Origin of the sequence: Chryseolinea sp. T2 (genome assembly GCF_037203685.1) — a bacterium.
Lineage (GTDB): Bacteria > Bacteroidota > Bacteroidia > Cytophagales > Cyclobacteriaceae > Chryseolinea.
The window spans coordinates 124,798-151,677 of sequence record NZ_JBBCAU010000010.1 but is presented as its reverse complement, the minus strand read 5'-3'; the positions used below and the strand labels follow the sequence as shown (position 1 = coordinate 151,677).

14 protein-coding genes are annotated in these 26,880 nt (G+C 47.7%); 5 read left to right on the top strand and 9 right to left on the bottom strand.

Going from position 1 to position 26,880, the window contains the following annotated elements; translation table 11 throughout:
- Positions 1-19 precede the first annotated feature (19 nt).
- From WBG78_RS26985 to WBG78_RS26950, 8 genes are all read right to left on the bottom strand, one after another.
- A complete protein-coding gene (locus WBG78_RS26985) occupies positions 20-3,346 on the bottom strand; it encodes a VCBS repeat-containing protein (protein ID WP_337329635.1) in 3,327 nt (1,108 codons plus the stop codon).
- 108 nt (positions 3,347-3,454) lie between these two features.
- On the bottom strand, positions 3,455-5,020 hold the full coding sequence (locus WBG78_RS26980; protein ID WP_337329634.1) for a RagB/SusD family nutrient uptake outer membrane protein: 1,566 nt from the start codon (positions 5,018-5,020) through the stop codon (positions 3,455-3,457).
- A 12-nt stretch (positions 5,021-5,032) separates the two neighbouring features.
- A complete protein-coding gene (locus WBG78_RS26975) occupies positions 5,033-8,242 on the bottom strand; it encodes a SusC/RagA family TonB-linked outer membrane protein (protein WP_337329633.1) in 3,210 nt (1,069 codons plus the stop codon).
- A 530-nt stretch (positions 8,243-8,772) separates the two neighbouring features.
- The gene (locus WBG78_RS26970; protein WP_337329632.1) at positions 8,773-12,951 is read right to left on the bottom strand and encodes a hybrid sensor histidine kinase/response regulator transcription factor; all 4,179 of its coding nucleotides are present in this window, start codon (positions 12,949-12,951) and stop codon (positions 8,773-8,775) included.
- A 308-nt stretch (positions 12,952-13,259) separates the two neighbouring features.
- Positions 13,260-13,979 carry a 6-phosphogluconolactonase gene (pgl, locus tag WBG78_RS26965; RefSeq protein WP_337329631.1) on the bottom strand — a complete coding sequence of 240 codons (720 nt, stop codon included), beginning with the start codon at positions 13,977-13,979 and terminating at the stop codon, positions 13,260-13,262.
- Positions 13,979-15,502, bottom strand: a complete 1,524-nt coding sequence (zwf, locus tag WBG78_RS26960; RefSeq protein WP_337329630.1) for a glucose-6-phosphate dehydrogenase — start codon at positions 15,500-15,502, stop codon at positions 13,979-13,981. Before zwf ends, pgl begins: the two co-directional genes overlap by 1 nt.
- 12 nt (positions 15,503-15,514) lie before the next feature.
- A complete protein-coding gene (gndA, locus tag WBG78_RS26955) occupies positions 15,515-16,921 on the bottom strand; it encodes an NADP-dependent phosphogluconate dehydrogenase (RefSeq protein WP_337329629.1) in 1,407 nt (468 codons plus the stop codon).
- 35 nt (positions 16,922-16,956) lie between these two features.
- Entirely contained in the window at positions 16,957-17,406 is a 450-nt protein-coding gene (locus tag WBG78_RS26950; protein WP_337329628.1) for an RpiB/LacA/LacB family sugar-phosphate isomerase, read from the bottom strand.
- Positions 17,407-17,612: 206 nt separating this feature from the next.
- Between WBG78_RS26950 and WBG78_RS26945 the strand changes: the two genes are divergently transcribed.
- On the top strand, positions 17,613-19,754 hold the full coding sequence (locus WBG78_RS26945; protein WP_337329627.1) for an outer membrane protein assembly factor BamB family protein: 2,142 nt from the start codon (positions 17,613-17,615) through the stop codon (positions 19,752-19,754).
- Between the two features lie 25 nt (positions 19,755-19,779).
- Here WBG78_RS26945 and bcp read toward each other — a convergent pair whose 3' ends face one another.
- Positions 19,780-20,247, bottom strand: coding sequence for a thioredoxin-dependent thiol peroxidase (gene bcp, locus WBG78_RS26940; protein WP_337329784.1), 468 nt, complete (start codon positions 20,245-20,247; stop codon positions 19,780-19,782).
- Between the two features lie 194 nt (positions 20,248-20,441).
- Here bcp and WBG78_RS26935 point away from each other — a divergent pair, with 194 nt between their 5' ends.
- The 4 genes from WBG78_RS26935 (at position 20,442) to WBG78_RS26920 (ending at position 26,863) form a co-directional block, all read left to right on the top strand.
- Positions 20,442-21,584 carry a Gfo/Idh/MocA family protein gene (locus WBG78_RS26935; RefSeq protein ID WP_337329626.1) on the top strand — a complete coding sequence of 381 codons (1,143 nt, stop codon included), beginning with the start codon at positions 20,442-20,444 and terminating at the stop codon, positions 21,582-21,584.
- Positions 21,585-21,778: 194 nt separating this feature from the next.
- Positions 21,779-23,149 carry a Gfo/Idh/MocA family protein gene (locus WBG78_RS26930; protein WP_337329625.1) on the top strand — a complete coding sequence of 457 codons (1,371 nt, stop codon included), beginning with the start codon at positions 21,779-21,781 and terminating at the stop codon, positions 23,147-23,149.
- 27 nt (positions 23,150-23,176) lie between these two features.
- Positions 23,177-25,726 (top strand): DUF7133 domain-containing protein, encoded by a 2,550-nt coding sequence (locus WBG78_RS26925; protein WP_337329624.1) that lies wholly within the window; start codon positions 23,177-23,179, stop codon positions 25,724-25,726.
- Positions 25,727-25,738: 12 nt separating this feature from the next.
- Complete coding sequence (locus tag WBG78_RS26920; protein WP_337329623.1) at positions 25,739-26,863, top strand: sugar phosphate isomerase/epimerase family protein; 1,125 nt, start codon at positions 25,739-25,741, stop codon at positions 26,861-26,863.
- Positions 26,864-26,880 lie beyond the last annotated feature (17 nt).

The window sequence follows — 26,880 nt, the reverse complement described above, 5'->3', positions numbered from 1 at the left end:
CGACTTATGTCTAATGATATCAATGGCGTTGAGCAGACGAGGCCAATCGCCTTGCAATATCTGTCTGGACGTCACTGAACCACATCAACGGCGCCTGATTAGAGCTTACAATCCATTTGCGCTTATTGTCAACTCTTATCTCTCTTATTGCCTTCGCATCCGTCATCACACAAAACCCGCTTTCATCAGGTGGAACAATTTGAAACGTTCCATCACCTTTGCCTAAGGCGTACACTCCTATCCCGGCATCGAGATAACCGGACAAAGTTTCCTCGGCATAAGAATTTTGGACGGCAAGAAAATCGAGATAGGAATCGTTATTCAGGTGGCAGACACTTATGCTATTCATGCAACTGACCTGAATATTCGATGGCAATGCGTGCAACACAAAATCCCCATTGCCACGGTTTTCCATATAGGAAGATTCAAATGAGGTGGCACGCTTAACATCCACTCCCTGGTCGCCCAGGTATTTAAGTATTTGTGGCATCTCCATCTTTCCGTATTCTGAATAAGTCTTCAGGAGACGGCGTAGAGTGGGTGTCTGTTCGGTCATCGTTTCGCGATAATGCACCGGGTATTCTTTCCCGTTAATATATCGCGACATGAATGCATCCAACGAACCATTGCCATCAAAGTCTTTTGCGTATATCGACACCGGTTCCTTATCGCTCGCCTGAAGGACCGAGTTTTTACCATGATTACCTATGATATAATCCAGGTCTCCATCATTATCGAAGTCGCCTTCAGCAATGCTATTCCACCAACCTGTAGCAAGTTCCTTTGCCTTTTTAAACTTACCCCCTTCATTATGGAAGATTGTAATGGGCATCCACTCTCCCACAACGATCAGATCTTTTGATCCATCGTTATCAACATCAGTAAACAATGCGTCTGTCACCATACCAACTGAATCTAACCCACTGGCTATACTGGTGGTAAAATCTTCAAATTTTCCCTCGCCATTATTTCGCAGGAGATAGCTTCGCGGCGCAAGTGGATACGAGAGCGGTATGACACGCCCGCCGACAAATAAGTCAAGATCGCCATCCTGATCGAAGTCGGCTGCAGTTACACAACTTCCGCTGCTTTCAATTTTCGGCAAAGCTTCTTTATCCAGCTGAAATTTACCTTTGCCATTGTTCCTGTACAGCCGGTCCTGATACTTAGAAATATCTCTACCGAACTCACTGCTTCCGCTTACACAATACAGATCCAGATCGCCATCCTTATCTGCGTCAAATAGTAGCAGGCCAACATCCTCGGAGTCTTTAACAGAAAGGGAATCAACATCAAAACTACCATCCGCCTTCTGTTGATATACTATTGCGCTACGGTAAGCAGTACCTCCAATGATAAAATCATCAAGGCCATCATTATTAATATCTCCAACGGCAAGTCGCGGACCCTGCTGAGAGAATTTGTGCGGCAATGTTGCCTGACCGGATTTGTAGTCTGTATAAATATCTTCAGGCATCACTGTGGTGACTACTGACTCTTCTTTCGTCAACAATGTTGGCTTACGAGCGGGAGTTTGATATACTAGTTTAGCCTCGTCATAGGACACTACAACGCGCGTGTTGGCAAGCACATCTCTTATTACCTGCATTTGACCGCCGGGCCACACAATGACCGCAGAGTCCACTTTTGTCGCAGCCCCTAATCCAAAGTGCATTACCGGATCAACACTGGAGAGATAGCCGCGTTGCAATTGTTGTTCACCGTAACTCATTTGTCCATCACAGTACAACCAAACTCTTGTGCCTATTCCCTGTGGGTTTTCCTGCGGGCCACTCAGTTTCAATCGCAGGAATTTTGCATTCACCTGCTCATTGTTAAGGGTATTCTCGTATAAGCGGGATATTCCATTAAGATTATTAAGTACCAGATCAAGGTCTCCATCGTTATCAAAGTCCGCGTAGGCAGCTCCATTTGAATACATGGGTTCGGTAATACCCCAGTCGATTCCAACATTTTCGAATTGAAAGTCGCCTTTGTTCCGGAACATGAAATCAGGCTTAAACACGCCGCCCAGTTCTTTAAGCGCTTTGGCAGCATTTTTCATTTTTAAAGAATCCGTCCCGAACATTGTTACGCCCTGATTATAGGTTACAAAGTCGAGGTCCGTGATGTCTTTCAGATAACCATTGGATATAAAAATGTCCCGGAGGCCATCATTGTCAAAATCGGCAATCAGGGGTGACCAACTCCAGTCGGTAGCATATATGCCACTTTGATACCCGATATCACTAAACGTGTTATTCCCATTGTTACGTTGCAGTACATTTCGAATGTATTGAGGACGATAGTTCAAATGCAGGCTCTTCATAAAACGCTCATAGCCCATCCAGGAGAACATCGTCTTTTGTCTGAGGTTATCGTCGGGCATCATATCTACGACCACCAGGTCATTCAGCGCATCATTGTTAAGGTCTGCCATATCAGTACCCATCCCGTTAAACTCCTGGTGGTTCATCCAGGTTGAAATTTCATTTTTGAACGTGCCATCTTTTTGATTCACGTACAATTGATCAGATGATAGAAAATCATTGGCGCAGTAGATGTCTGGCCAACCGTCCTGGTTAAAATCATTTACGATAACGCCGAGGCCCCAGCCTTCTTCAAGGATCCCCGCCGTTTTTGAAACATTGATAAAATGAGCGGTTCCGTCTGGCAGAATATCTTGTCGGTACAGTCTATCAACGCTCTTGCCGCTTCCGTCGGTACGCTGACCAAAAGGCGTATTACGGTGATAAGACTCGAGGGAATTCGTCAGCAGAAACATATCAAGATCTTTGTCGAGATCGTAATCAAAAAACACCGCCTGAGTTGAATAGCTTGAATCAGCAAGTCCCAGCGGCGTAGCTAAATCCTTAAACTGAGGAACACCTTTTTCATCCATTCCCTGGTTGATAAAAAAGATATTCGGCACTTGCTTGTCCTTGTTTGGATGGGCGGTAGAAACATAAACATCCAGCAATCCATCGTGGTTGATATCAACGATAGAGACGCCAGTACACCACAGGCTTGTCTTTACACCCGCAGCGTCGGATACATCCTCGAAAGTCAGATTGCCTTTATTGAGATAAAGTCCGGAGCTATTAATGTTGCCCGCGAAAAAGATATCTGCGAGTCCATCATTGTTAAAGTCTGCCACACCTAAGCCAGCACCATTATATAAGTATTCGAATTTCAGGGCATTCAACGTGTCATTCTCCGTTAGCATATTGGAGAAGCGTATTCCTGAATCAGCCTGGTCGACCAATCGAAAAAGTGTTCGATTCTGCCTGCATCCGTTGAATAAAAATAGAAGCGCGACAACTGTGGTAAGGATGGCTATTTTCATTTATAAGAACATGCTTGTAAGCATAAGTAATCCCGGAACTGAACATTCCGGGATTACCAAAATAGATGCTACTATCTTAAACTCAATTATTAAACAGCTGAATTCTTTTTAGTATCCAGGGTTTTGTGATGCTTCAGTAAAGTTGGAGTTAGTGTTGAATTCATCTTGTGGAATGGGGAGGAACTCATATTTGTTAGGTTGGAAATAGCTGATAGGATCCGGGCCCTTAATCTTGCCATTTGCTCTCCAACGAAGAATATCAATGTTCCTGATTTCTTCTCCCGCTAATTCGATGAATCTTTCATGCTGAATGGCCTTCAGGATCTCGTCCTTGCTGGTCACCGGGTAGCCGGCAGCATTCATGGTTGCACTACCATAGTTAGGCATGTTCACACTGGCACGGTTTCTAATCTGGTTGAGGTAGCCGATCGCGTTTGCAGCTGAACCGGTTTCGTTCTCACACTCAGCAAGCAACAACAACACGTCAGCATATCTCCAAAGACGGTAGTTGATACCGACGTTTACATTGAATCCTCCAGGATCAGACTTATACATGACGGAATACTTCTTCCATCTAATCTTCACATTTTGTCCTTCATATGTTGTGCCGTTATCTCCAGCAATGTTAAAGGTTGTTTTGCCGTCGCCATCTTTGGTCACTAATGTCTTGGATCCATCGGCGAATTTATCTCCAGGAAACCAGAAAGAATCTGTAAGTCTTGGATCAGCATCTTCAAATTCCGCTATGAGCTTATCCGATGGAATCAGGTTGGCCCATCCAACGGCAGAATATTCCTGAGAGCGAACCCAGCTGTCGGCTGATGAACCGTTTCCGGATGCGTCCCAGCCATAGCCAGTATCTAAGAAACCAACTTCAAAAACCGATTCTTTGTTATATTCAGCTTCCTCGGTGAAATTGTCAAAGTACTTCGGCACAAGGCTGTAAACTCCCAGGTTCTTTACTCCCTCAAGGGCGGTCTTAGCTGCTGCGTAGTCTCCTTTGCACAGGTTAATTTTTCCGGCTAATGTAAGCGCGGCGCCTTTGCTTGCACGACCCAGGTCGGCAGCCTCGTAGCTGGCCGGCAGAACACTTGCTGCTGCATTAGCATCGGCAAGGGCGAAGGCAAAAGTTTCAGCCTGAGTTGACCTTGGCTGGGCGTCGCTGAAGTCTTCTCCGGGATGGTCATACAAAGGAACGCCACCCCACAAAGCGCCGAGAGTGTAGTAAGCAAAGCCTCTCAGGAAACGTGCTTCGGCAATGTATCTGTCCAGTAAAGCCTGATTACCCGAGTCAGTCAGCTCCGCTCCATTTGTGATAACGGCGTTCGCGCGATGAATCATGGTAAACAATCCTTTATAGACGTCAGACATAACGGCGTTGGTATAGGTATGAGAACCATTCAATAACTGAGCTCTCGGCACTTCCAGTTGCCCGCCACCTGCTTTCATTTCGTCTCCCCTGAGATCATGAATGAAGAAGTATTCTCTTCCTACAAGGCGGTTGCCCTGCAACACCGCATAGATCGCATTCACGGAAGTCCCGATTTGCTCTAACGTAGTATAATAAGCGTTACTCGTTATCTGATTAGGACTCTTGGTGTCCAGCAGACTCTCATCACAGGAGATGACAATCATTGACACCAAAGCTATTGTTAATAGAAAAACCTTTTTCATCTTAAATATGGATTAAAATCCTAATTGTATACCACCTATGAAAGTCCTAGGCTGTGGGAACTGCCCATAATCGATGCCATTCACCAGGAAACGGTTCGTGTCGGCTGTATTGTTGATATTCCGATTACCGACTTCAGGGTCATAGCCTTTGTAATTCGTTACGGTCAGGAGATTCTGCGCTGTGAAATAGATCCTGAATTTCTTGACAGCTCCGTTGGTAAAGTCGAAGAGTGAAGATGGCAATGTATAACCAATATTCAGGTTCTTGATCCGAAGGTATGAACCGTCTTCAAGGAAACGATCGCTTGGTCTTGCATTTGAATTTGGATCACCGCTTACAGCCCTTGGTACATTCGTCTCAGTATTACCAGGTGTCCAGGCATCGAGTACTTCTGTGCCGGAGTTGAACAACCTTTGCATACCTTCAGTTATAACTCTCGTTCCGTTATACACTTTGTTGCCCTGAACGCCCTGAATAAACATCGTTGCATCAAAGCCTTTGAATGTAGCTGAGAGATTTAATCCATAACTGAACTTAGGGAGGAAGCTGCCCATGTCTTTCATCACGCCTGTAAACCGAACGTCACCGGGACGAGTATATTTACCCGAGTTCGCAGGGTCGCGCCATGCTGCAAGATCAACTGTACCATCGGCCTTTAAAGGAAGCACCATGCCGGTCTGCGTTGGTTTGCCTTCTGCGTTAACAATTTCTCCTTCGTTCTGGAACAGGCCATCCGTTTCTGAGAGGTAGAAATGTTGAATGCTGGACCCTGCGATTGTCCTTGTTATATTACCTGATCCATAGTCCTGATTACCTCCAGCGAAATACGCAGTATTTTCACCGTAAAGTGCTTTTATCTCATTCTTAATGATCGAAACGTTTCCGGAAGCATTAAAGCGGAAATCTTTGCCTATCAAAGAATAACCAGCTGTAAATTCAAATCCGGAGTTTGTCATCTTCGCGATGTTCAGCGCCGTCGGCTCGTCGAGGCCTAAGGAAGTAGCAGGTTGGGTTGCCAAAATCAGATGATCGGTATCCTTAATGAAATAGTCAGCTGAAAACGTGAACTGATTATTGAACATTCCCAGGTCAAGACCTATGTTGTTCATCGTCGACACTTCCCATCCGAAGTTAGCATTTGGAAGCTTCTGATAGTATGCTCCCTGCGCGAGCGCATTATTAAATGGGTAGAAGGAGTTTGTTGATATGGATGACACATAGCTGTACGCATCCGTCGGCTTCGCGCCAACCTTTCCATAGCTTGCTCTCAGTTTCAGGTCAGTGACTTGACTGATACCCTGCATAAAATTCTCCTCGCTTATCTTCCAGCCCACGGACGCACCGGGGAAGTTACCCCACTTATGATCTGGCGCGAATCCTGAAAAACCATCCCGACGCATGGACGCGCTAAGCAAATATTTTCCTTTGAAGTCATAGTTCACGCGTCCCAGGAAAGAAAGCAGATACATTTCCCAGCTCTGATTATCTACCGTCAGGTTCGTTCCTCCTGTCAGATTATTGATATCATTTGTGGTTAACCGACCGCTGGTATTCAGGAAATTATTCTTTTCGTCCTGCCGTTCAGCAACGACAACAACATTTATGTTATGACCACCAAAGGTTTTGTCGTACGTCAGCTGATTAGAGTAATACAGCGAGTAATAGCTGTTTCTGTTGTCTGTCAGGTTGTGCGTAGTTCTTCCCTGATAACCGCCGTCGCTGAAGATTGGATCATTTTGCAAGGCACGGTCCTGGGACGAGTTTGCACCGAAAGTGAACTTATACCTGAGTGATTCAAGGATCTTAACCTGTAAGAACGTATTGCTCAGAATATAAAGATTATGGTTATTTCTCTTATCCATCAATGCCAAGCGGACAGGGTTTTCGGGGTCCGAACCGTCAGCAGAAGTGGTACCGTTAAAACCACCAGGATTATTTGGATTGCGTACCGTGATATAGGGAACGGAACGAAGCATGTGCATGACCATTGTTCTTCCACCGCTCTCCAACTGATTCTGGTTGTTGCTTTGCGTAACCTGAAGGTTCTCACCAAGGGTAAATCGCTTGCCAATTTTGGTCTCTACACTAAGTCTTCCGTTGTATCTGTCAAAGGAAGTACCCAACATGATACCATCCTGCTTGAATCTACCGAACGACAAATACATTTTTGTCTTTTCGGTTGAACCGGATGCAGAAGCCTGAAGTTGAGAAATAGGTGCCGAACGGAACATCTCATCCTGCCAATCGGTTTCTGTTTGAGCAAACGTCTGGGTTGTACCTGCGTAAATAGGTTGATTCATACTGGAGAACCGGGATGGCGGTGTGCCACCTGCGTTGGTTGCGAGTGCCGTTCCATATCCCAGGTACTGATCGCGATTCAACAGGTCCAATTGTTTCCATGCGCTTTGAGTGCCGGCGTAGGCTTCAAGATCCACATGCACCTGCTGATCCTTAGATCCGCTTTTTGTGGTAATAATGACCACACCATTAGCGGCACGTGATCCGTAGACAGCAGTTGCAGCAGCATCCTTTAAGATTTCAACAGACTCAATATCTTTTGTATCTACGCTATTGAGATTGAAGTTTGGTGCAGGAAATCCATCCACCACATAAAGCGGATCTGCATTTTGCGTGATGGAACCTATGCCGCGTATCCGAACAATTGCACTTGTGCCCGGTCCCCCGTTATTGGTGACAAATACTCCTGGAACACGTCCCTGCAATGCTGCAGAAACGCTCGGAACAGGCAACGCTGAAATTTCTTTCGAGTTCACAGAAGAGACCGCACCAGTCACCGAAGACTTCGCCTGAACACCATAACCCACAACAACAACTTCCGACAAGGTAGCGACATCGGTCACCATGGACACGTTTATGGAGGTGCGCCCCGCTATAGCGATCTCCTGCGTAACATATCCAATGAAGCTGAACACCAGCGTTGCATCGCCACTTCCAAGATTAAGGCGGTAGTTGCCGTTGGCGTCGGTGGTCGTTCCGTTCGTTGTACCCTTTACCAGGACATTTACTCCGGGAAGCGGCGCACTTGCGTCGTCAACGACCTGTCCGGTTACTGTCACTTCCTGAAATAGTGAAGGCTTTGCCTGAACTGTGTTTGCGCTAACAAAACACACCATTAGTGCCGCGGACAAAAACGGCAAGAGCTTGAACTTTAGCCATAGCAGTCGCCTGCGGCTTAACCAATTCGAGTAGATTTCACTCATAACTTCTTTGGGTTGTTTGGAAATAATTTTTGACGACGGCTCATACAATAACTGTTACTGCATGAGTTTTGAATCGAGGCTCACACCTGATTCCGGTTAAAAGGATCTTCGTCTGGCATTTAAGATTTTGAGTAGAACTTTCACATTCCGTTTGCTTTGGGGGTTCGAAACATGTTGCGGATCTGAACTCGAGACTCACGCTTCATATTTCAACGCACACGTTTGCTAAAGTCCGATTTGACGCTATCTGATACGTATCAAAAAATGAACATTCACTTGAAATTTTGAAACGAGGCCCCTTTTGAACGATAATTGAAAGGAAACGGCAGATCAGCAGGTGCTTCTGTGGCAGCATTGAAGGCAGCAATCAATGCGTAGACTTGCGCTAAGAAAGAACTGAATTGATTGCTAAGTGGAGTGTTATTATGCGCTGCGCTTTACCGTACTACAATAGTTCGTGCCCATCGACGGACGAAATAGCGCTGCCTGAGATGTGTGTACGCAAACAACGATGTAAAGAAACGAAGAACTTACTTTACCGAAGCGTGATCAAGGTACTCTGAAGGTGTTTTACCATACTCCTCCTTAAAACAACGTGTGAAGTATGATGCTGAATTGAATCCAACTTCGAATGCGATTTCTGATAACGTGAGCTTATGTTCATCCATCAATTTGATGGCTTGTTTCATCCGCACCATTCTGATGAATTCAACGATAGACTTTCCCGTAAGAGATTTAATCTTCCTGTATACCTGCATCCTACTCAAGCTAAAAACAGCAGCCATAGAATCGACACTGAGTTGCGAATCCTGCAGGTTGTTAGCTACGTAGTCAATCGCCTTCTGTAAGAATGCCTGGTCTAAAGCATTGGTAGTAGCTTTGCCCGGAGTCAGGTAGACGTCATGACTAAATCGCGCATACAGCTTCCGCCGCGAGTTGATGATCTGCCGAACGTGTTCAATAAGGTATCGAATATTGAATGGCTTTGACAAGTATAAATCGGCTCCTGTCTTTATCCCCTTGATCTGGTCTTCGATTGTTGCTTTTGCGGTAAGAAGGACAAATGGAATATGGCTTGTGTTCAAATCCGATTTAATGGCATTGCAGAGCTCGATTCCATCTTTTTTTGGCATTCTGATGTCGCTGATGATAAGATCCGGATTTTTGCTTAGAGCAATAGCCAACCCCTCCTCTCCGTCTCTAGCTTCAAACACTGAAAATTCACGTTTCAACTCAGCAATCAGATATTCTCTCAACTCGAAGTTATCCTCTACCACCAATACTTCAGGCTTGTCAGTGTTGTTGTCCGTATCCGTATATTCAAATTCCTCGCCCTTCAGTAAGTTCACCGCGTCACTGTTGTCTTTGGTATAATTGACGTCCGGGAGGTCGAGGGCTGCATCGCTCAATTCATAAATATTAGAACCGATCGGAAGTAAAATGGTAAAAGTAGTTGCCTGATCAGGTGTGCTTTCGACCGTTATGTTTCCGCCGTGAAGTTCGACGAGCGCCTTAGTCAATGATAAGCCAATTCCCGTGCCCGGACTGGAAATTTTAGACGACGACTTCGCCTGATAGAATTTTTCAAAAATGCGGGGAAGTTCCTCCGGTAGTATACCAATTCCGTTGTCCTCAATAGTTAACACTAAGCATCGTGAAAGGGTCCCGTCGGTAATTACAGAATGGCTGGTCTTCAGGTGCAACTTTATCTCACCTGAATCTGCGGTAAATTTGAACGCATTTGAAAGGACGTTAAAGATTATGCTCTCCAATTTATCGCGATCAAACCATCCCATAATTACGGATTCATCACAGCTTAAACAAAAACGTATTCCCCGCTTTGCCGCCATTTCATTGAAAGCTGAACAACACTCTGTAATGAACTGAACTATCTCACCATGCTGAACTTTCAATTTGAGATTTCCGACCTCAAGCTTATTAAAATCCAAAAACTCATTGACAAGTCTCTTCATTCTATCGGCGTTCTTATACGCCGTAAAAATCCTCTCCCGGAGCAATGAAGGAACCTCGTTTGTTTCCATTAGACTTTCCAGGGGAATTAAAACCAAACTCAGAGGCGTTCGGAACTCATGAGCGATGTTCGTAAAAAATTGAGTCTTCGACTCGCTCAATTCATGTTCCTGCTCGCGTTTGAATTTTTCAATGGTGATTTCGTTTCTCATCTTCAACCTCTCCACCCTGATTTTGATCAGTGCATAAATAAACAACATCCCTGTAAAAATGTAGATGCAAAACGCCCACCAGGTTTTCCAAAAAACAGGACGAATAGTTATCTCCAACTCCAATGGCTTATCAACCGTAACCCCTTCCCTATTCGCGGCCTTGACGACGAATACATATGTACCAGGATCGAGGTTAGTGTAAGTAGCGCTATGGCTGCGGCTCGTAAAATTCCAGTCATCATCAAACCCGTCGAGCTTATAATAATAAGTGTAGCTTTCTGAAGGACTGTAATTGAGCGCAACAAAGTCAATCACAAAAGACCTCTGATCATACGACAGTTGCAGGGCCGATGTCAGGCTAATGTGTTTTTTCAGCGGTGATCCGGCAGCGCCGGGTTTGATCGATTGACCATTAATTTTCAGGTCGGCCAGAACTATTTTTCCAAAGGCGGATGTTGTACGAATGCTGTCGGGAAAGAAACTGTCGAAGCCATGGTTGCTGCCAAACAAAAATCTTCCGTTTGATGTTTGCAGCGCAGCCTTCGACAGAAAACTATTTGCCTTCAGACCATCTTCGCGCGTGTAGTTGATGAACGTGTTTGTCTTCGTGTCAAATTTTGAAAGACCCGCGTTACCACCCGACCAAAGATTTCCATGCTTGTCTATGAGTATAGAACGGATAGCATTATTGCTGCTTCCCCTGGGCATCTCATACGACAAGAATTGTGTGCTGTCTCTTTTCTTAAGCCATAAACCGCCGGTTGTTCCGATCCACAGATCATGGCTATTCTTATCTTCCACTATTGCCTGTATCTGCGAAGATTTAATGATTCCTGCACTGTTTTCCAGAATATGCAAACGGTGTGTAAATGAATTTTGTGATTTACGCTTTAGCTCATATAGGCCATACATCGTTCCGATCCAGAATGTCCCTTCCGAGTCTTCAACGATGTCTGAGATGTAAGCCGTGTTTGGAATATGAGTTGGCTGATCGTATTCTGTCGCACCGACAAACTTGTCATTTTTCTTATCGTAGAAGAAAAGGCCACTTCCCCACGTTCCTGCCCATACCGTTCCCAGTTTATCTTCATACAAGCAAAAGATCTGATCGTTACCGAATCCTTGTGATCGAAGTGAATAGTAAAACAATTGATTGGTGTTCGGATTAATACGGATAACTCCTTTACCGGCGGTGCCAATCCACAGTTGATCATCGCGGCAGGAGATTACGGATGTCACATCCCTGTTAGTCAATTGGCGATTGATCCGATCGGCATATTCAACATGGTTACTACCAGCGTCAATTTTTGCAAGACCAAAACCATACAAGGCGACCCAAACATTTCCGTGGCGGTCTTCGGCAAAACTCCTTACTTCATTTTTTTCAATAGGGGCTTTTGCAAACGAGTTTTCATTAGTATCGAACTTCTTTCGGGTATTGTCCAACACGAATACACCATCGCTAAACGTCCCAATCCAGATCAACCCGAGGTCGTCGGCATAAATTGAGTGAATCGAATTGGTAGGCAAGCGTTTTGGATTGCCTTCTTCACCGAGCAGATGATTGACCTTGTTCGTTGTGTGATCAATTTGATTAAATCCCGAACTCTCACCACCGGCGAGGATATTTCCGTAATGATCGATGTCTAATGCAAGGATAGCGTTTGAACTATTGCCCAGTGCATCACGCGACAACAGTTCATGGAACGAATAATGTCCATCCCCTGGGCTCAGGCGGGTTATCTGCCCGGTAATTGTTGCGATTAATATGTCGCCCGACTTTTCGGGAATGATCTTACTGATCTGAGCAGTTGAAAATCTTTGGAGTGGACCCAGTGGGAGACGCTTTTTAGTTCGCGCATCAAACAACATAAGGCCACCTCTGCTGCCACACCATATTTTATCTCCATGGTTTACAAGTACAGTTATGAAATTTGTCGAGGGCATCACCCCTTCGCTTGGAGCATCAGTGATATAAGAGAACTCCATTTTTTGGGGATCATAAATATTGACTCCTCCTTCATGCGTTCCTATCCAAAGCAGCCCTTGCGAATCAAATTCGAGGTCGGTGATATATCTGTTGTTAAGATAATTTCGATTGGCCTTAATCGAATCGAGCGTTGTGAAATTGTCGAGTTCGCGATTATAGATGCATAATCCCTGAGCGGTTCCAATCCATAAACGTTTGTCCGCGCCTTCTAAAATGGTGTTAATCGAATTGTTTGAAATAGAGGCACGGTCATTCGGATCGTGAACATACCGGTAAGCATTGCTGCCGTCGTATCGGATCAGCGCATCATCAGTTCCAAACCACATGTAGCCTTTGCTGTCCTTGTATACACAACGGACAAAAGAATTAGACAACGTCTCCGCGGCAACGGGTATGAATGAACGCGGCAACTCCTGAGCAGTTGCTGAAAGCGTAAATGACAGAAAAGTGATTGCGGAGAGACATAGAACGATCGTGACTCTGATCGTCGTGCATAAGAGGATGCTATGAAACTGTCTGCTTCTCGTTTTTACCATCGCCAAACCGCTTTCTACCAACCTACCTGAGGGTAATAAGTGTATCTAATACAATTATACCAATTTCAATCGAATGCAAAAAGGGTTTTTAAGCGATTCGAATGGACGTAATGTTCTTTTCGTAAGATGATTACGCGATTTCAAACAGTGGTGATTCTAATCGGACGCTTGTCAACGTCCTTAAATCAATACTTGCTGACTAACCAGAAAAGGAAGTCAGGTTCAATGGAAATCTGGAGGCGGGATTCACTTCCGTCAGGACAGGTTTGTTGAACTTGTCGATTTTGACGGATCTTCCCGACTACTAGTCAAGAGACAAATTTCGCCGCAGCATCATCAAGAAACCATTCCAACGTGCCGCCTACCGGCTGAACAAGCTGAGCAGGATGAGATTCAATATTCCGTTCGCCCTGTATGACCTCTGCAACTGCTTCAGCTTTGGATGCACCATAAATGAGAAACGCAATGTGCCGGGCCTGATTGATCAGCGGTGCCGTGAACGTGATCCGGAACATGTTCACTTCAGGAATGAATAATCCGCTTACGAGTTTTGTTTGTTCGTGCAATACTTCGGTGTGTGGAAACAACGAGGCCGTGTGAGAATTGCTTCCCAGCCCCAACAATACCAGATCGAACTGACAAGGGCCGCCATTAAAATGCTGGCGTATGAGCTGTTCGTACTTTTCGGCAGCCTCGGCGGGTGTCAGAATAGTATCGACAGGAAAGACATGGTCTGCAGCAATGCCCAGTGGTTCGAACAGCGACTGCTTCACCATGCGGAAATTACTGTCGGGATGCTCGAGGCCGACGTTTCGTTCGTCACCCAGGAAGAAGTATGCTTTGCTCCAGTCGATCTTGTTTTTGTATCCGTCGCTTGTCAGGAGATCATATAGCCTCTTCGGTGAACTGCCGCCGGAAACAGCGAAGTCGAAGCGACCGCGTGTAGCTATGGCGTTGTTAGCAGTTTCAACAATAAAGTCGGCCAGTCCGGCCATCAGTAAGTCGGGCGTGGGAAATCTCCTGATCACTACTTTTTCTGTTTAAGTGGAAGGGCAAACCAATGAAAACCATCGCGGGCAATGAGCGCTTCGGCGGCTTCCGGTCCCCATGAATCGGCGGGGTAGTTGGGGAAGCTGAGGCTCTTCTTGCCTGTCCAGGTGCTGAGTATGGGCATTAACAGTTCCCAGGCTGCCTCGACCTGGTCTCCGCGCATAAACAACGTCTGATCGCCGAGCATGGTGTCGAGCAAAAGCGTTTCGTATGCCTCGGGAGTTTCTCCCTTATAAGTACCGCTGTAGTCGAATACCAGGTCGACCGGGTTGAGAGTCATATCGAGGCCCGGCCGTTTTCCCTGAACCTGTATGCGTATGCTCATCTCGGGTTGTATGCTGATGATAAGACGGTTCTGCTGCCAGCCTTCTATCGCACCTGTGGGGAAGATCATGTGCGGAACGTCTTTGAACTGAATGCTGATGATCGAAGAGGACTGATGCATCCGCTTGCCGGTACGGAGGTAAAACGGCACGCCGTTCCAGCGCCAGTTGTCGATAAAAAATTTGATAGCGGCAAATGTCTCCGTATTCGATTCGGTATCCACTCCACCCTCTTCACGATATCCCGGCACTTCCTTCCCTTCGATCCAACCCTTGCTATACTGGCCGCGCACCGTATTCTTCTGGATTTCCTCAGGATGAAATTTTCTCATCGCGTGTAACACATCCACCTTCCGGTTGCGTACTTCATCAGCCTGAAAATTCACAGGCGGTTCCATGGCAATCAAACAGAGCAACTGAAGGATATGGTTCTGCACCATGTCTCTGAGAGCGCCAGCTTCATCATAGTATCCACCGCGATCGCCGACGCCGAGCTGTTCCGTTACAGAGATCTGTACATGGTCGATATAGTTTCGGTTCCATAACGGTTCCAGTATGGAATTGGCAAACCGAAAAGCTAAGATGTTTTGTACCGTCTCCTTACCGAGGTAGTGGTCGATGCGATAGATCTGTGACTCGTCGAAGATGCTTGTGAGCAATTTATTCAGTTCAAGTGCCGATGCCAGATCAGTGCCGAAAGGTTTTTCGATGACAATTCTTGCGCTGTTGGAGTTACTGGCAAGACCGTGTTTGGAAAGGCTGGTCGCAATGGGCCCAAAGAAACGAGGTGCTACAGCCAGGTAGTATATAACACATGGCTCTGCATTCCACGACTCACGCGCGGAAGATATATGACCTCCGATGTCGTCGTAAGTCTTGTCAGCCCCGATGTCGGATACGAGGAAATCGACATGCCCGGCAAATTCATTCCAGGTCTCTTCCTTACCGAGCGAACGCCTTGAAAAAGACGATACATCCGTTTTAAGAGCGTCGCGAAACTGTTGGGCTGTTTGTGATGTCCGTCCCAGCCCAATGATCTTAAAGTTCTGCGGCAACCAGCCATCGATGAACAGGTTGTACAGCGCCGGTATCAGCTTTCGCGAAGTAAGGTCTCCGGTACCTCCGAAGATGAAAAACAATATTGATTGAGAGGTCAAAGGGCCTTTTGTCTGAGCCATAGTGTGGTTGAGTTACTTGGGTATCCATTGCGTATGGAATACGCCTTCTTTTCCAATTCGTTCGTAAGTATGTGCGCCGAAAAAGTCGCGTTGCGCCTGGATCACATTTGATGGCATCCGTTCGCTCCTTAGACTATCGAGATAACTGAGAGCAGCAGTGTGTGCAGGCATAGCTATCCCTGACGCCAATGCTCCAGCCAATACGTTGCGCGCTGCCGGCAATAAGGAATTCACTGTCTTTTGCACATTACCATCGACGAGCAAATGCGGAAGTGATGGATCCGCCGTATAAGCCTGATAGATGTCCTGCAGGAATGCTGACCGGATGATACAACCTCCGCGCCAGATCAAAGCTATCTTGTCGAGCTTCAGTCCATAGTTGAATTCAGCTGACGCCTGAGAGAGCAGGTGCATGCCCTGTGCATAAGCCACGATCGTTGCAAAATAGAGTGCATCCTCCAGCTGATTCACTATGTCGGATGATAACGGTGCGCCAGGTGAATGATACAGCTTCGATGCGGTGGTACGCAGTGCCTTGTATTTTGAAAGATCTCTCATCGAAACCGCAGTATCAATAGCCGTTATCGGCGCCTGGAGATCCATCGCTACCTGCGACGTCCACTTACCTGTCCCCTTCGACCGCGCTTCATCTTTGATTTCATTCAGAAGCAACGTGTTGCTTCCCGGTTCTTTAAAGCCAAGAATATCACGTGTGATCTCGATGAGGAACGAACGAAGTTTACCACGACTCCATCCAACAAACATCTCGTGGATCTTTTCATCAGGAAGGTTCAACCCCTTCTTCATGATCTCATACGTTTCTGCAATGAGCTGCATGATGCCATACTCAATGCCATTATGAACCATCTTCACGAAGTGCCCTGATGCTCCTGGTCCGATGTAGGTAACACAGGGGGCGCCATCCACTTTAGCGGCAACTTTTTCAAAGATCGGACGCATAACATTGTAAGCCTGGGCATCGCCGCCCGGCATCATGCTTGGTCCTTTCCGTGCTCCTTCCTCGCCGCCGGAGATACCCATTCCGAAGAAGTGAAGGTCTTTGGATTTCAGTTCATCAACGCGACGGTTAGTATCTGTATAGTGAGAGTTTCCTCCATCGATAATAATGTCGCCGGCATCGAGCAATGGCGTGATCTCCGCCAATACCGCGTCGACGATCTTCCCGGCGGGCACCAATAACATGATTGCACGTGGTGAGCGCAGACTTTCTATGAACTCATTCACAGAGAGGAAGCCCTTGACGTTGGTAACCTTTGCTTCTTTGCCAAGTGCATCGATTTTTGCCTGGTCTTTATCATGGCCTGCAACCTTGAATCCGTTGTCGGCCATATTGAGAAGCAGGTTTCGGCCCATGACACCGAGGCCTATCATTCCAAATTCGTAATTGTCACCCTTCATGTTTGAGGTTTGATTTAATGGTATTGCAACTGCGGTTAACGTGAGCGCTCCAGCTTGCTCACTTTGTCTAGTCTGCGGCGGTGGCGTTCGCCTCCAATATAGTTTGCCTTTATGAAGGCCATTATCAGTTCCTCGGCAAGCTTGTTGCCCACTACTCTTCCGCCCAGGCAAATTAAGTTCATGTCATCGTCCTCTACACCCTGGTGCGCCGAGAAGCCATCGACTACCAGCGCGGCGCGGACACCAACCACTTTGTTGGCTGCTATCGAGGCGCCGACGCCACTGCCACAAATCGCTATTCCTCGTTCACATGTCCCATCAGCAACGGCCTGAGCAAGGGGCACGACGAAATCCGGGTAGTCGTCGGCGTTATCGAGAACGTGTGCGCCAAAGTCTTTGACCTCATAGCCAGACGCTGTGAGCCATTGCTTAATGGCTTCCTTCAAAACATACCCACCATGATCGGCGGCAATCCCTAGCTTCATAACAAATGCAATCGTGTTTGGTGCCACTACTAATGGCGTAATATGCACACTTTGCGGCGTAAATGTAAGCAGTGGCAAACAATTGACAATAGGCCCGCGTTCCGCGGGCCAGGGCCTATGGCAAGTTGAACAGGATGCATAGGTAATGATCCCGAACCGGATTATATTGTCCTGGCCGGGTATCCGAAATGCCTGTCATTAACTGTATGTTATTTGTCTGCGAAAAGATTGTCCGTTTCGTCCTGTCACCTTCTGTTACCGGCTTATTTATCATCGCGATCGTTGCTTTGTCCTGCCAGGAAAGGCAATCGAAGGAAACATGGAATTATTATCGCGGTGATCTTCATGGCTCAGCATTTTCGTCACTCGATCAAATCACACCTGATAATGTATCACAGCTAAAAGTTGCCTGGACTTATCACACAGGGGATGCGGACTCCGGGAACCGCTCCACCATTCAGTGTAACCCGCTGCATGCAAACGGAATGTTGTATGTGACTTCTCCCAAACTTAAACTCATCGCACTTGATCCCGCGACTGGCGTTGAGAAGTGGAAGTTCGATCCATTCATTAATACAACGGCAACCGGGGTAAATCGCGGCGTTGCCTATTACCCTGCCAAAGACACCTCGCGAATCTTCTTTTCGGCCGGGCCTTATCTCTACGCATTGGATGCTTCGCGTGGCACTTTGATGAAATCCTTCGGATTAGATGGAAGAATTGATTTACGTGAAGGACTCGGCAGAGATCCTGAAACCTTGTCGGTGTGGGCCACAACGCCCGGGGTAGTGTACAACGGTCTGATCATTCAGGGCACTGCTTTGGGTGAAGGCTATGATGCTGCACCCGGGTTTGTGAGAGCATTTGATTTGCATAGCGGGAAAACGGTGTGGACGTTTCATACCATTCCCCAACCCGGTGAGCCCGGTTATGAAACCTGGCCTCCCGATGCATACCAGGAAGTTGGAGGTGCCAACAGCTGGCCGGGGATGGGCCTTGATGAAAAGCTTGGGATCGTTTATGTACCGACCGGCTCGCCGGCTTTTGACTTTTATGGAGGCAACAGAAACGGCAGTAATCTTTATGGCAACAGTCTGCTTGCCCTCGAAGCCAGTACCGGAAAGCTCATCTGGCATCAGCAACTCGTTCATCACGACTTATGGGATTACGATCTTCCGGCGCCTCCCAATCTTGTGACTGTTACCGTCGATGGTAAGCCAGTACCGGCAGTGGCACAGGTAACAAAAATGGGATTGGTCTTTCTCTTCGATCGCCGTGATGGAAAACCAATTCATGAGGTGGCAGAACGCAATGTACCTGCATCAAAGCTCACTGGAGAAGCAGCATGGCCGACTCAGCCCTTTCCTGTTCGCCCCGCTCCTCTCGTGCGACAAAGCTTTTCGTCAGATGAAATCACGAATATCAGCGAAGAGTCTCATGCATTTGTTCTTAAGAGAATTGGATCGGCAAAGATGGGTTCTATCTATACGCCACCCGATACGGCGGGAGTTGTACAGTTGCCAGGCACGCGTGGTGGATCGGAATGGGGAGGCGCGGCCGTTCATCCTGACAATGCGATCATGTTTGTTAATGCCAACGAAATACCATTGCTGGTGAAAATGAAACGACTCGAAGATCTGCCGGCGGGGAAACGACTGGCACTTCGCGGTGAGCGCATATACCAGTTGAATAACTGTGCGTCATGTCATGGAGCCGATCGAAAAGGTTCGGGTTCATTCCCACGCCTCCTCGACGTAAAGAAGAAAAAAAGTGAGACCGATGTCTCCACGTTGCTACGCAATGGCAAAGGACAGATGCCGGCGTTTCCCAATCTCAAACGAGACGAAGTCGATGCGCTCATCTCCTTTTTGTTTGACAAAGACGATGTCGACACTGCACGGAGTACTAAAAGCAGGGTCCGTTATGCTCACAATGGATGGGTAATCCTCACTGACCAAAACGGATATCCCGGCATCAAGCCTCCATGGGGAACATTGAATGCGATCGACCTGAATACCGGTGAATTAAAATGGAAAGTACCGTTGGGTGAGTATCCCGAGTTAAGCAGTAAAGGTATTGGCGTTACCGGAACGCAAAATCTTGGTGGTCCAGCGATCACCTCAACAGGTTTGGTATTTATTGCTGCGACGAAAGATGAAAAACTTCGGGTGTTCGAACAGTCCAGCGGAAAGCAACTGTGGGAATACACGTTGCCTGCTGCCGGCTATGCAACGCCATCGATATACGAATCCGGTGGTAAACAATTTATCGTAATCGCTGCGGGCGGTGGAGGCAAAGTCGGTTCAAAGTCCGGCGACTCCTATGTTGCCTTCTCGCTTGGAGAGTGACCGCCGTTTGAGCAACCCTGACATTCTATTGTTTGACGATCTGAGATGTGTGATTGGCCGTATCCACGTTTGATATAATATCCGTGATGACGCCCTTCTCATTAATCAGAAAAGTTGTTCGCGCTGTACCCATGAACTTCTTGCCTTCGCGTTCCTTTTCAACCCACACGCCATATGACTGCGTGATGGACTTATCTGTATCTGCAATCAATGTGAACGGCAGATTGTATTTTTCGCGGAATGCGCGATGCGATGCTTCATCGTCGGTACTCACACCAAGAACCACATAACCTTGTTGGGTGAGCATGTCGATATTGTCTCTCAGGTTGCAGGCCTGCGCCGTACATCCCGGAGTCTGGTCTTTCGGATAAAAGTACAGTACCACTTTCTTGCCCGCGAAAGAGCTCAGGGCAACGGATTTACCGTCCTGATCTTTTCCTGTAAAAGCCGGCGCCTTGTCGCCGATCTTCAATGTCGATTGTGCAGATACCATGGTGATTGAGGTTGCTACCAGTAAAATCAATAAGCCTTTCATATCATAACAGCTGTTACCGTTGGCTGCCTGAATAAAGATAGAAATGCAAATTGACAATTGATAATTGACAATTGATAATTAATAATTGCTAATTGGCAGAGGTTCTTATAATATAGTACGCCGTAACTGATAATAGTAACGGTATATACGACATGAAAAAGACCCGGCGAAAGTTCCTTGGCGAATCGATTACCACAGCTGCTGGTTTGGCGGCATTCGCAATTCCATCTGGTTTTAATGAGCCGGCTATCGGAGCCAACATTGTTGTGAAACCTGCGGCGCCATCTGTCAGGTTCAGTGTAATCGGAATTAATCACGGGCACATTTATGGCCAGGTGGAGGCTGCGGTTCGTGGCGGAGGTCAGCTCTATTCTTTCTATGCAAAAGAACCGGACCTCGCTGCTGCATTTCAAAAGCGATACCCCGATGTGAAGGCTGCCAAAAGCGAGGATGAGATCCTTCAGGACAAGTCCGTTCAATTGGTTCTCAGCTCTGCAATACCGGTAGAGCGGGCACCGCTGGGAATCCGGGTGATGAAGAGCGGCAAAGACTTCATGGTCGATAAGCCGGGCATCACAACGCTGGACCAACTTGCCGAAGTGCGTAAAGTACAGGCCCAGACCAAGAGGATCTATTCGATCATGTATAGCGAAAGGCTCGAGAATAAGGCGACTGTTAAGGCAGGCGAGCTGATTGCTGCAGGGGCAATAGGGAAAGTGATTCAAACGATCGGACTCGGACCGCACCGGATGAATGCCAAGACCAGGCCCGAGTGGTTCTTTGAACGCGAAAAATTCGGAGGCATCATCTGCGACATTGCTTCGCATCAGTTCGATCAGTTCCTTTTCTTCACCGGATCAACTGAAGCAACCATCGTGTCTTCCCAAACCGGAAATGTGCATCATCCCGAGTACCCTCAGTTTGAAGACTTCGGAGATGTGATGATCCGCGGCAACCAGGGTGTTGGTTATATAAGAGTTGACTGGTTTACGCCTGATGGCCTCAACACCTGGGGCGATGGCAGGCTTACGGTGCTGGGTACGGATGGCTTCATGGAATTGCGCAAGAACACGGACATCGGAGGCCGCGACGGTGGCAATCATTTGTTCGTTGTTGACGGAAAGGAAACGCGTTATGTGGATTGCAGCGCGGTGGACCTGCCTTATGGCAAACAACTTATAAACGATGTTGTGAACCGTACCGAAACCGCCATGACGCAACAGCATTGCTTTCTGGCTACGGAACTTGCTCTTAAGGCACAGAAGCAGGCCTATCAATTGAAGTTATCAAAGTAGACCCGTTATTTAAGTTATTAATGCTTATCTGCTGACAGCAACGATACCGCTATGGTAACGGTTGTTGTGTTGTGTACCGGCCAAATCATGTTTTCACCACATGCCCTAATCGTCAATTGATTCTGACATCAGGAACCATTAATTTGGTTCGAACACGTGTGAACTAATTAAAATCCTAAGAAAACCCCGTCTCCATGAACAACTTCAACATCAATCGCAGACATTTTCTGAAAGGTGCAACAGCATCGCTGGCATTGTCGACAATGGGCGCTTATGGCCTGGACCTCGTCCATCCACAAAAACCCCTGAGGGTTGGATTGATCGGCACTGGCTGGTATGGAAAGAGTGACCTCTTCCGTCTCATACAGGTAACGTCAGTCGAGGTAATTGCCCTTTGTGATGTTGATAAGAACATGCTCAGTGCTGCGGGTAAGCTGGTAAGTCAGCGGCAGAAATCGGGCAAGACACCCAAGCTCTATGGTGACTATCGAAAGATGTTGTCGGAGAATCAGCTGGACATTGTACTGGTTGGCACACCCGATCACTGGCATGCGCTCAACATGATTGAAGCGGTTAAGGGAGGCGCGAACGTATATGTTCAAAAACCCATCAGCGTAGATGTTGCTGAAGGAGAGGCGATGGTTGCCGCGGCACGCAAGTATAATAAGGTGGTGCAGGTTGGTACTCAACGCAAAAGTACACCGCACCTGATCGATGCCAAGAAGAATATCGTCGATGCTGGTCTGCTTGGAAAGATCTCGCACGTGGAGATGTGTTGTTACCTGCACATGCGCAACAACGGCAATCCTCCTGTTACCGCAGTTCCTGATTTTCTCGACTATGAAATGTGGACGGGACCTGCACCGCTGCGGCCTTATGATCAAATCCCTCACCTCCGCTGGTGGCGTACATTTATGGAATACGGAAACGGTATTATGGGCGACATGTGCATTCACATGTTTGACACCGTGCGCTGGATGCTTAAGCTTGGCTGGCCCACGCGTATCTCGTCAACGGGTGGCATATACGTACAGAAGGAAGGCAAGTCTAATATCGCAGATACACAATCGGCAATATTCGAATATCCTGAATTGAACTGCGTGTGGACTCATCGCACCTGGGGTGGGCCTGCTGATCCGGATTATCCCTGGTCATTCACCCTGTATGGTGAAAAGGGTACGCTTCGCGCAAGTACCATGCGTGCTGATTTCACGCCAGTTGACAAAAACGCAGAAAAGAAACATCTGGATGTCGTTTACGAAAAAGAGAAATATCCGGAGGACCTTAAGGAAGATGCTATTGAGCTCAATGCAGCACCGGCAACTCGTTTGCACATGCTGGACTTCCTTGCAGCAATTGATAAGAAATCGCGCCCTGTTGCAGATATTGAAGAGGGACATATTTCTACTGCCTCGTGTATACTGGCGAACCTTTCCATGAAAACCGGACGACCCATCGTTTACGATCCCAATAGCCATGAGGTCAAGGGCGATGCTGAAGCCACTGCGCTGCTACGCCGCCCGTATCGCTCACCGTGGATACATCCCGAGGCATCAAAAGTTTAAGACTTCTAAGAACCGGTTCATTCGCTCATGCGCAACGTAGGCCACATATTGATCTGTTGCTTCATATTTCCGTGGCTGTTGCAGTGTAAGAAGCGCGACGACGGACCTTCTCCTGCGAAGACCGCAGATGAGGAGAAGAAAACTTTTGTGACGGAACCCGGCTTTGACATTCAGCTATTCGCATCAGAGCCTTCGATACAGGATCCCGTAGTGATCACGTTTGATGAAGACGGGAGAATGTGGGTTGTTGAAATGCGTGGATTCATGCCGGATATCGATGGCAAAGGCGAACGCGATCCCGTTGGGCGAATAAGCATTCTTGAAGACACGGATGGCGATGGCACCGCAGACAAGCACCAGGTATATCTTGACAGCCTGATCATGCCGCGTGCGCTTGCCGTTGTCAAAGGCGGCGCACTCATTGTTGAACAGGAGGCGTTGTGGTATGTGTCGGACTCAGACGGAGATGGTAAGGGCGACAAAAAGCAGCTGATTGACAAAGACTACGCGGGCAGTAAGATGCCAGAACATTCCGGCAATGGTTTGCTGCGCGGAATGGACAACTGGTATTACAACGCTAAATCACGGTTTCGCTATGCGCTGAAAGGCGGTCAATGGATTCGCGACAGTACTGAGTTTCGCGGACAATGGGGAATCAGCCAGGACGACGCTGGACGGTTGTACTACAACTACAACTGGTCGCAGCTGCATGCTGACCTGGTGCCTCCGAACTATCTTTCACGTAATAAGCACCACGAGCCCACATCGGGCATAGACTATGGGGTGACCATCGACCGGCGCGTATATCCCATACGTGATAACCCAGCTGTTAACCGGGGATACATTCCAGGCACCTTAAGTGAGTCGGGGCGTTTGCTTGAATTCACGGCCGCCTGCTCGCCTTTCTATTATCGGGGGGAGGCATTTGCTTCAGAGTATCGCGATAATGTTTACGTATGTGAACCGTCGGGCAACCTTGTTAAACGCAATGTTGTAAAACATGAAGGAACCTATGTACGTGCCCATGATCCACATCCAGGCAAAGAGTTCCTTGCATCCACTGATGAGAGATTCCGGCCGGTGTTCATTACCTCCGGGCCTGATGGTGCTCTTTATCTTGCAGATATGTATCGCGGACTTATACAGCATGGTGCATATGTGACGCCCTATTTACGTGAACAGACGCTTTCAAGAAAACTTGTAAAGCCCGTTGACTGCGGAAGGATATGGCGCGTCGCTCCCAGCAATTTTCAAGCAGAACGACGGCTTAAATTGTCCACAACCAATAACGACAGTCTTATTCTGCTTCTGAAGCATCCGAATGGATGGTATCGCGACATGGCCCAGCGCCTGCTCGTTGAACGAAACGATCCATCATCGGCCGATCGGCTAAAGGCTTTGGTCACCGATAGCGAGCAGGGCGCGATTCCGAGGCTTCACATGCTATGGACGCTCGACGGTTTGAATGCACTGAACGTCGAGTTGTTGCTAAAAATGCTCGACGACAACGAGGCCCTTATACGCATCAATGCATTGCGACTGATTGAGCCTATGGTGCATAAGGACCCGTCAATATATGATAAGATGGGAGCTGCTATGGAACGTTTATCGGCTGCGGGTCAGGCGGAGATCCTTCAGGCATCATTAAGCGCGTACATAGCGCCACCGAAAAAACGCCTGCCGTTACTTCAATCGGTGTTGCAGCGTAATGACACATCAGCACTCTTAAGAGATGCGGTAATGAGCAGCGCACAGTCGCTCGAGCTCGACATCATAAAAGGATTGGCAGCCACCAGCGACTGGCAAACATCGTCACCATCGAGAGAGATTGTCGTTGAGATGTTAACTGCTGCTGTTCTGAAAGAAAGAGACCCAGGAAAAATATCCTCGCTGCTAGCTGTAATTCATGGTGACATGCCATGGGTTAGCCGAAGCGTACTGACAGGTCTGGTGACTCAGGGTGCTGCAGCGCGCCGGAATCCTATTAGACTTGCCAGCGCACCGGCGATTATGCAAGCCATTAAGGCCGCTCACAACGTTAGCAGCCAGCAACAGGCGCAGGTAAATCAACTGGCGTCCATGTTCTCCTGGCCTGGTCATACGCCAGCTCCTCAGCAACAATCAGATGGAACTGAACTGGCAGAGAAAGATCTCGAGCAGTTTGCCCTTGGAAGAAAGCATTATCTCGCCACGTGCGCAGGATGCCATGGCACCGATGGAGCAGGAATGAAACGTATGGCGCCACCGTTGGCCGGTTCCGATTGGGTACTTGGCAACGAAAAGCGTCTGACACTGATTATCCTTCATGGACTGGAAGGCTCCGTCGACGTTGCAGGGAAGAAGTATGATGCTCCCGACATTCTAACCGTTATGCCGTCACATTCAACCATGGATGACGGCGCCATCAGAGCCGTGATGACCTATATCCGGAATGAATGGGGCAACCGTGCTCCGGCCATTCAACCACGGCTTGTGGGGAAGACAAGACACACTTCGCAGGGTCGCGTGCAACCGTGGACACCGAAGGAACTGAATGAATACATTGAAAAGAACCCTGAGCCTCCCGAGTCTCAGTAAACAACTGTTGCTATGGCATCAACATCTAATAACTCTTCGTCAGCGCTGAATCGCCGCGACTTTCTTACGAAATCGGCAATGTCTGCATTTGCTCTTTCGATGCCTGGAATCGCATCGTCCAGACCGAAACAGGCAACGTCGTTAGAGGCGTTGTTCAAGGAAACCAAAATGGGCATTGTGGTCCACTCCTACGCTGCACGCTGGAATCCCAAAGTGCAAAGCACCAGTTATCCTGGATTCGCAGACGCCATGGACCTCATCAAGCATTGTCACAGCATTGGCGCCGGCGGCGTTCAGGTTGGCGTGAACAACTGGTCATCTGATTTCGTCAGCAAAGTGAGGGCACAAAAGGAAAAGCTTGGTTTGTATCTCGAAGGATCTGTGGGAATGCCCTATACAACGTCTGAGGTAGACGCCTTCGACAAGAACATCGCCGCGGCCAAAGCATCCGGGATGGATGTAGTACGGACAGTCTGCACCAGTGGCCGTCGCTATGAGATCTATCATTCCGAATCTGATTTTCAAACGGCGCGCTCAAAGGCCATTGCCGCAATCAAACTGGCAGAGCCCGTGCTGCGCAAACACAAAGTGAAGCTCGGTGTTGAAAATCACAAGGACTGGCGTGCGCCAGAACTTGCCGAGATTCTGAAACAAATCAGCAGCGAATGGGTTGGAGCAACCCTTGACTTTGGCAATAGCATTGCTTTGATGGAGGATCCGATGACCGTTGTTAAGACACTTGCGCCATTTGCCGTTTCAACGCATGTAAAGGATATGGGACTTGAGGAATACGAGAATGGTGTTCTGCTGTCGGAGGTTCCGCTCGGAACAGGAATTCTTGATCTGAATGAGATTGTAAGCATTTGCAAAAAGCACAATCCTAACATCACGTTCAACCTTGAGATGATCACGCGTGATCCGCTGGTTATACCATGTCTGACAGATGACTATTGGTCAACGTTCGGATCTGTTCCGGGTATTGAGCTGGCGCGCACACTAAGATCAGTACGCGAGCATAAGAGCACAACACCTCTGCCGCGAGTGGCTCAGTTATCTAACGATCAGCGTCTCGACGTTGAGGAGCAAAACATCATTAAATCACTGCAGTACAGTGAGAATAAATTGGGACTGAAATAACCTACAGAAATAACATA

What these genes read in the sequence shown, in the direction of transcription:
- WBG78_RS26970 (WP_337329632.1), bottom strand. Translation starts at nt 12,951, where the DNA reads ATGGTAAAAACGAGAAGCAGACAGTTTCATAGCATCCTCTTATGCACG.
- gndA (WP_337329629.1), bottom strand. Translation starts at nt 16,921, where the DNA reads ATGAAGGGTGACAATTACGAATTTGGAATGATAGGCCTCGGTGTCATG.
- WBG78_RS26930 (WP_337329625.1), top strand. Translation starts at nt 21,779, where the DNA reads ATGAACAACTTCAACATCAATCGCAGACATTTTCTGAAAGGTGCAACA.
- WBG78_RS26950 (WP_337329628.1), bottom strand. Translation starts at nt 17,406, where the DNA reads ATGAAGCTAGGGATTGCCGCCGATCATGGTGGGTATGTTTTGAAGGAA.
- bcp (WP_337329784.1), bottom strand. Translation starts at nt 20,247, where the DNA reads ATGGTATCTGCACAATCGACATTGAAGATCGGCGACAAGGCGCCGGCT.
- WBG78_RS26975 (WP_337329633.1), bottom strand. Translation starts at nt 8,242, where the DNA reads ATGAGTGAAATCTACTCGAATTGGTTAAGCCGCAGGCGACTGCTATGG.
- WBG78_RS26980 (WP_337329634.1), bottom strand. Translation starts at nt 5,020, where the DNA reads ATGAAAAAGGTTTTTCTATTAACAATAGCTTTGGTGTCAATGATTGTC.
- zwf (WP_337329630.1), bottom strand. Translation starts at nt 15,502, where the DNA reads ATGGCTCAGACAAAAGGCCCTTTGACCTCTCAATCAATATTGTTTTTC.
- WBG78_RS26935 (WP_337329626.1), top strand. Translation starts at nt 20,442, where the DNA reads ATGAAAAAGACCCGGCGAAAGTTCCTTGGCGAATCGATTACCACAGCT.
- WBG78_RS26925 (WP_337329624.1), top strand. Translation starts at nt 23,177, where the DNA reads ATGCGCAACGTAGGCCACATATTGATCTGTTGCTTCATATTTCCGTGG.
- WBG78_RS26920 (WP_337329623.1), top strand. Translation starts at nt 25,739, where the DNA reads ATGGCATCAACATCTAATAACTCTTCGTCAGCGCTGAATCGCCGCGAC.
- WBG78_RS26945 (WP_337329627.1), top strand. Translation starts at nt 17,613, where the DNA reads ATGTTATTTGTCTGCGAAAAGATTGTCCGTTTCGTCCTGTCACCTTCT.
- WBG78_RS26985 (WP_337329635.1), bottom strand. Translation starts at nt 3,346, where the DNA reads ATGAAAATAGCCATCCTTACCACAGTTGTCGCGCTTCTATTTTTATTC.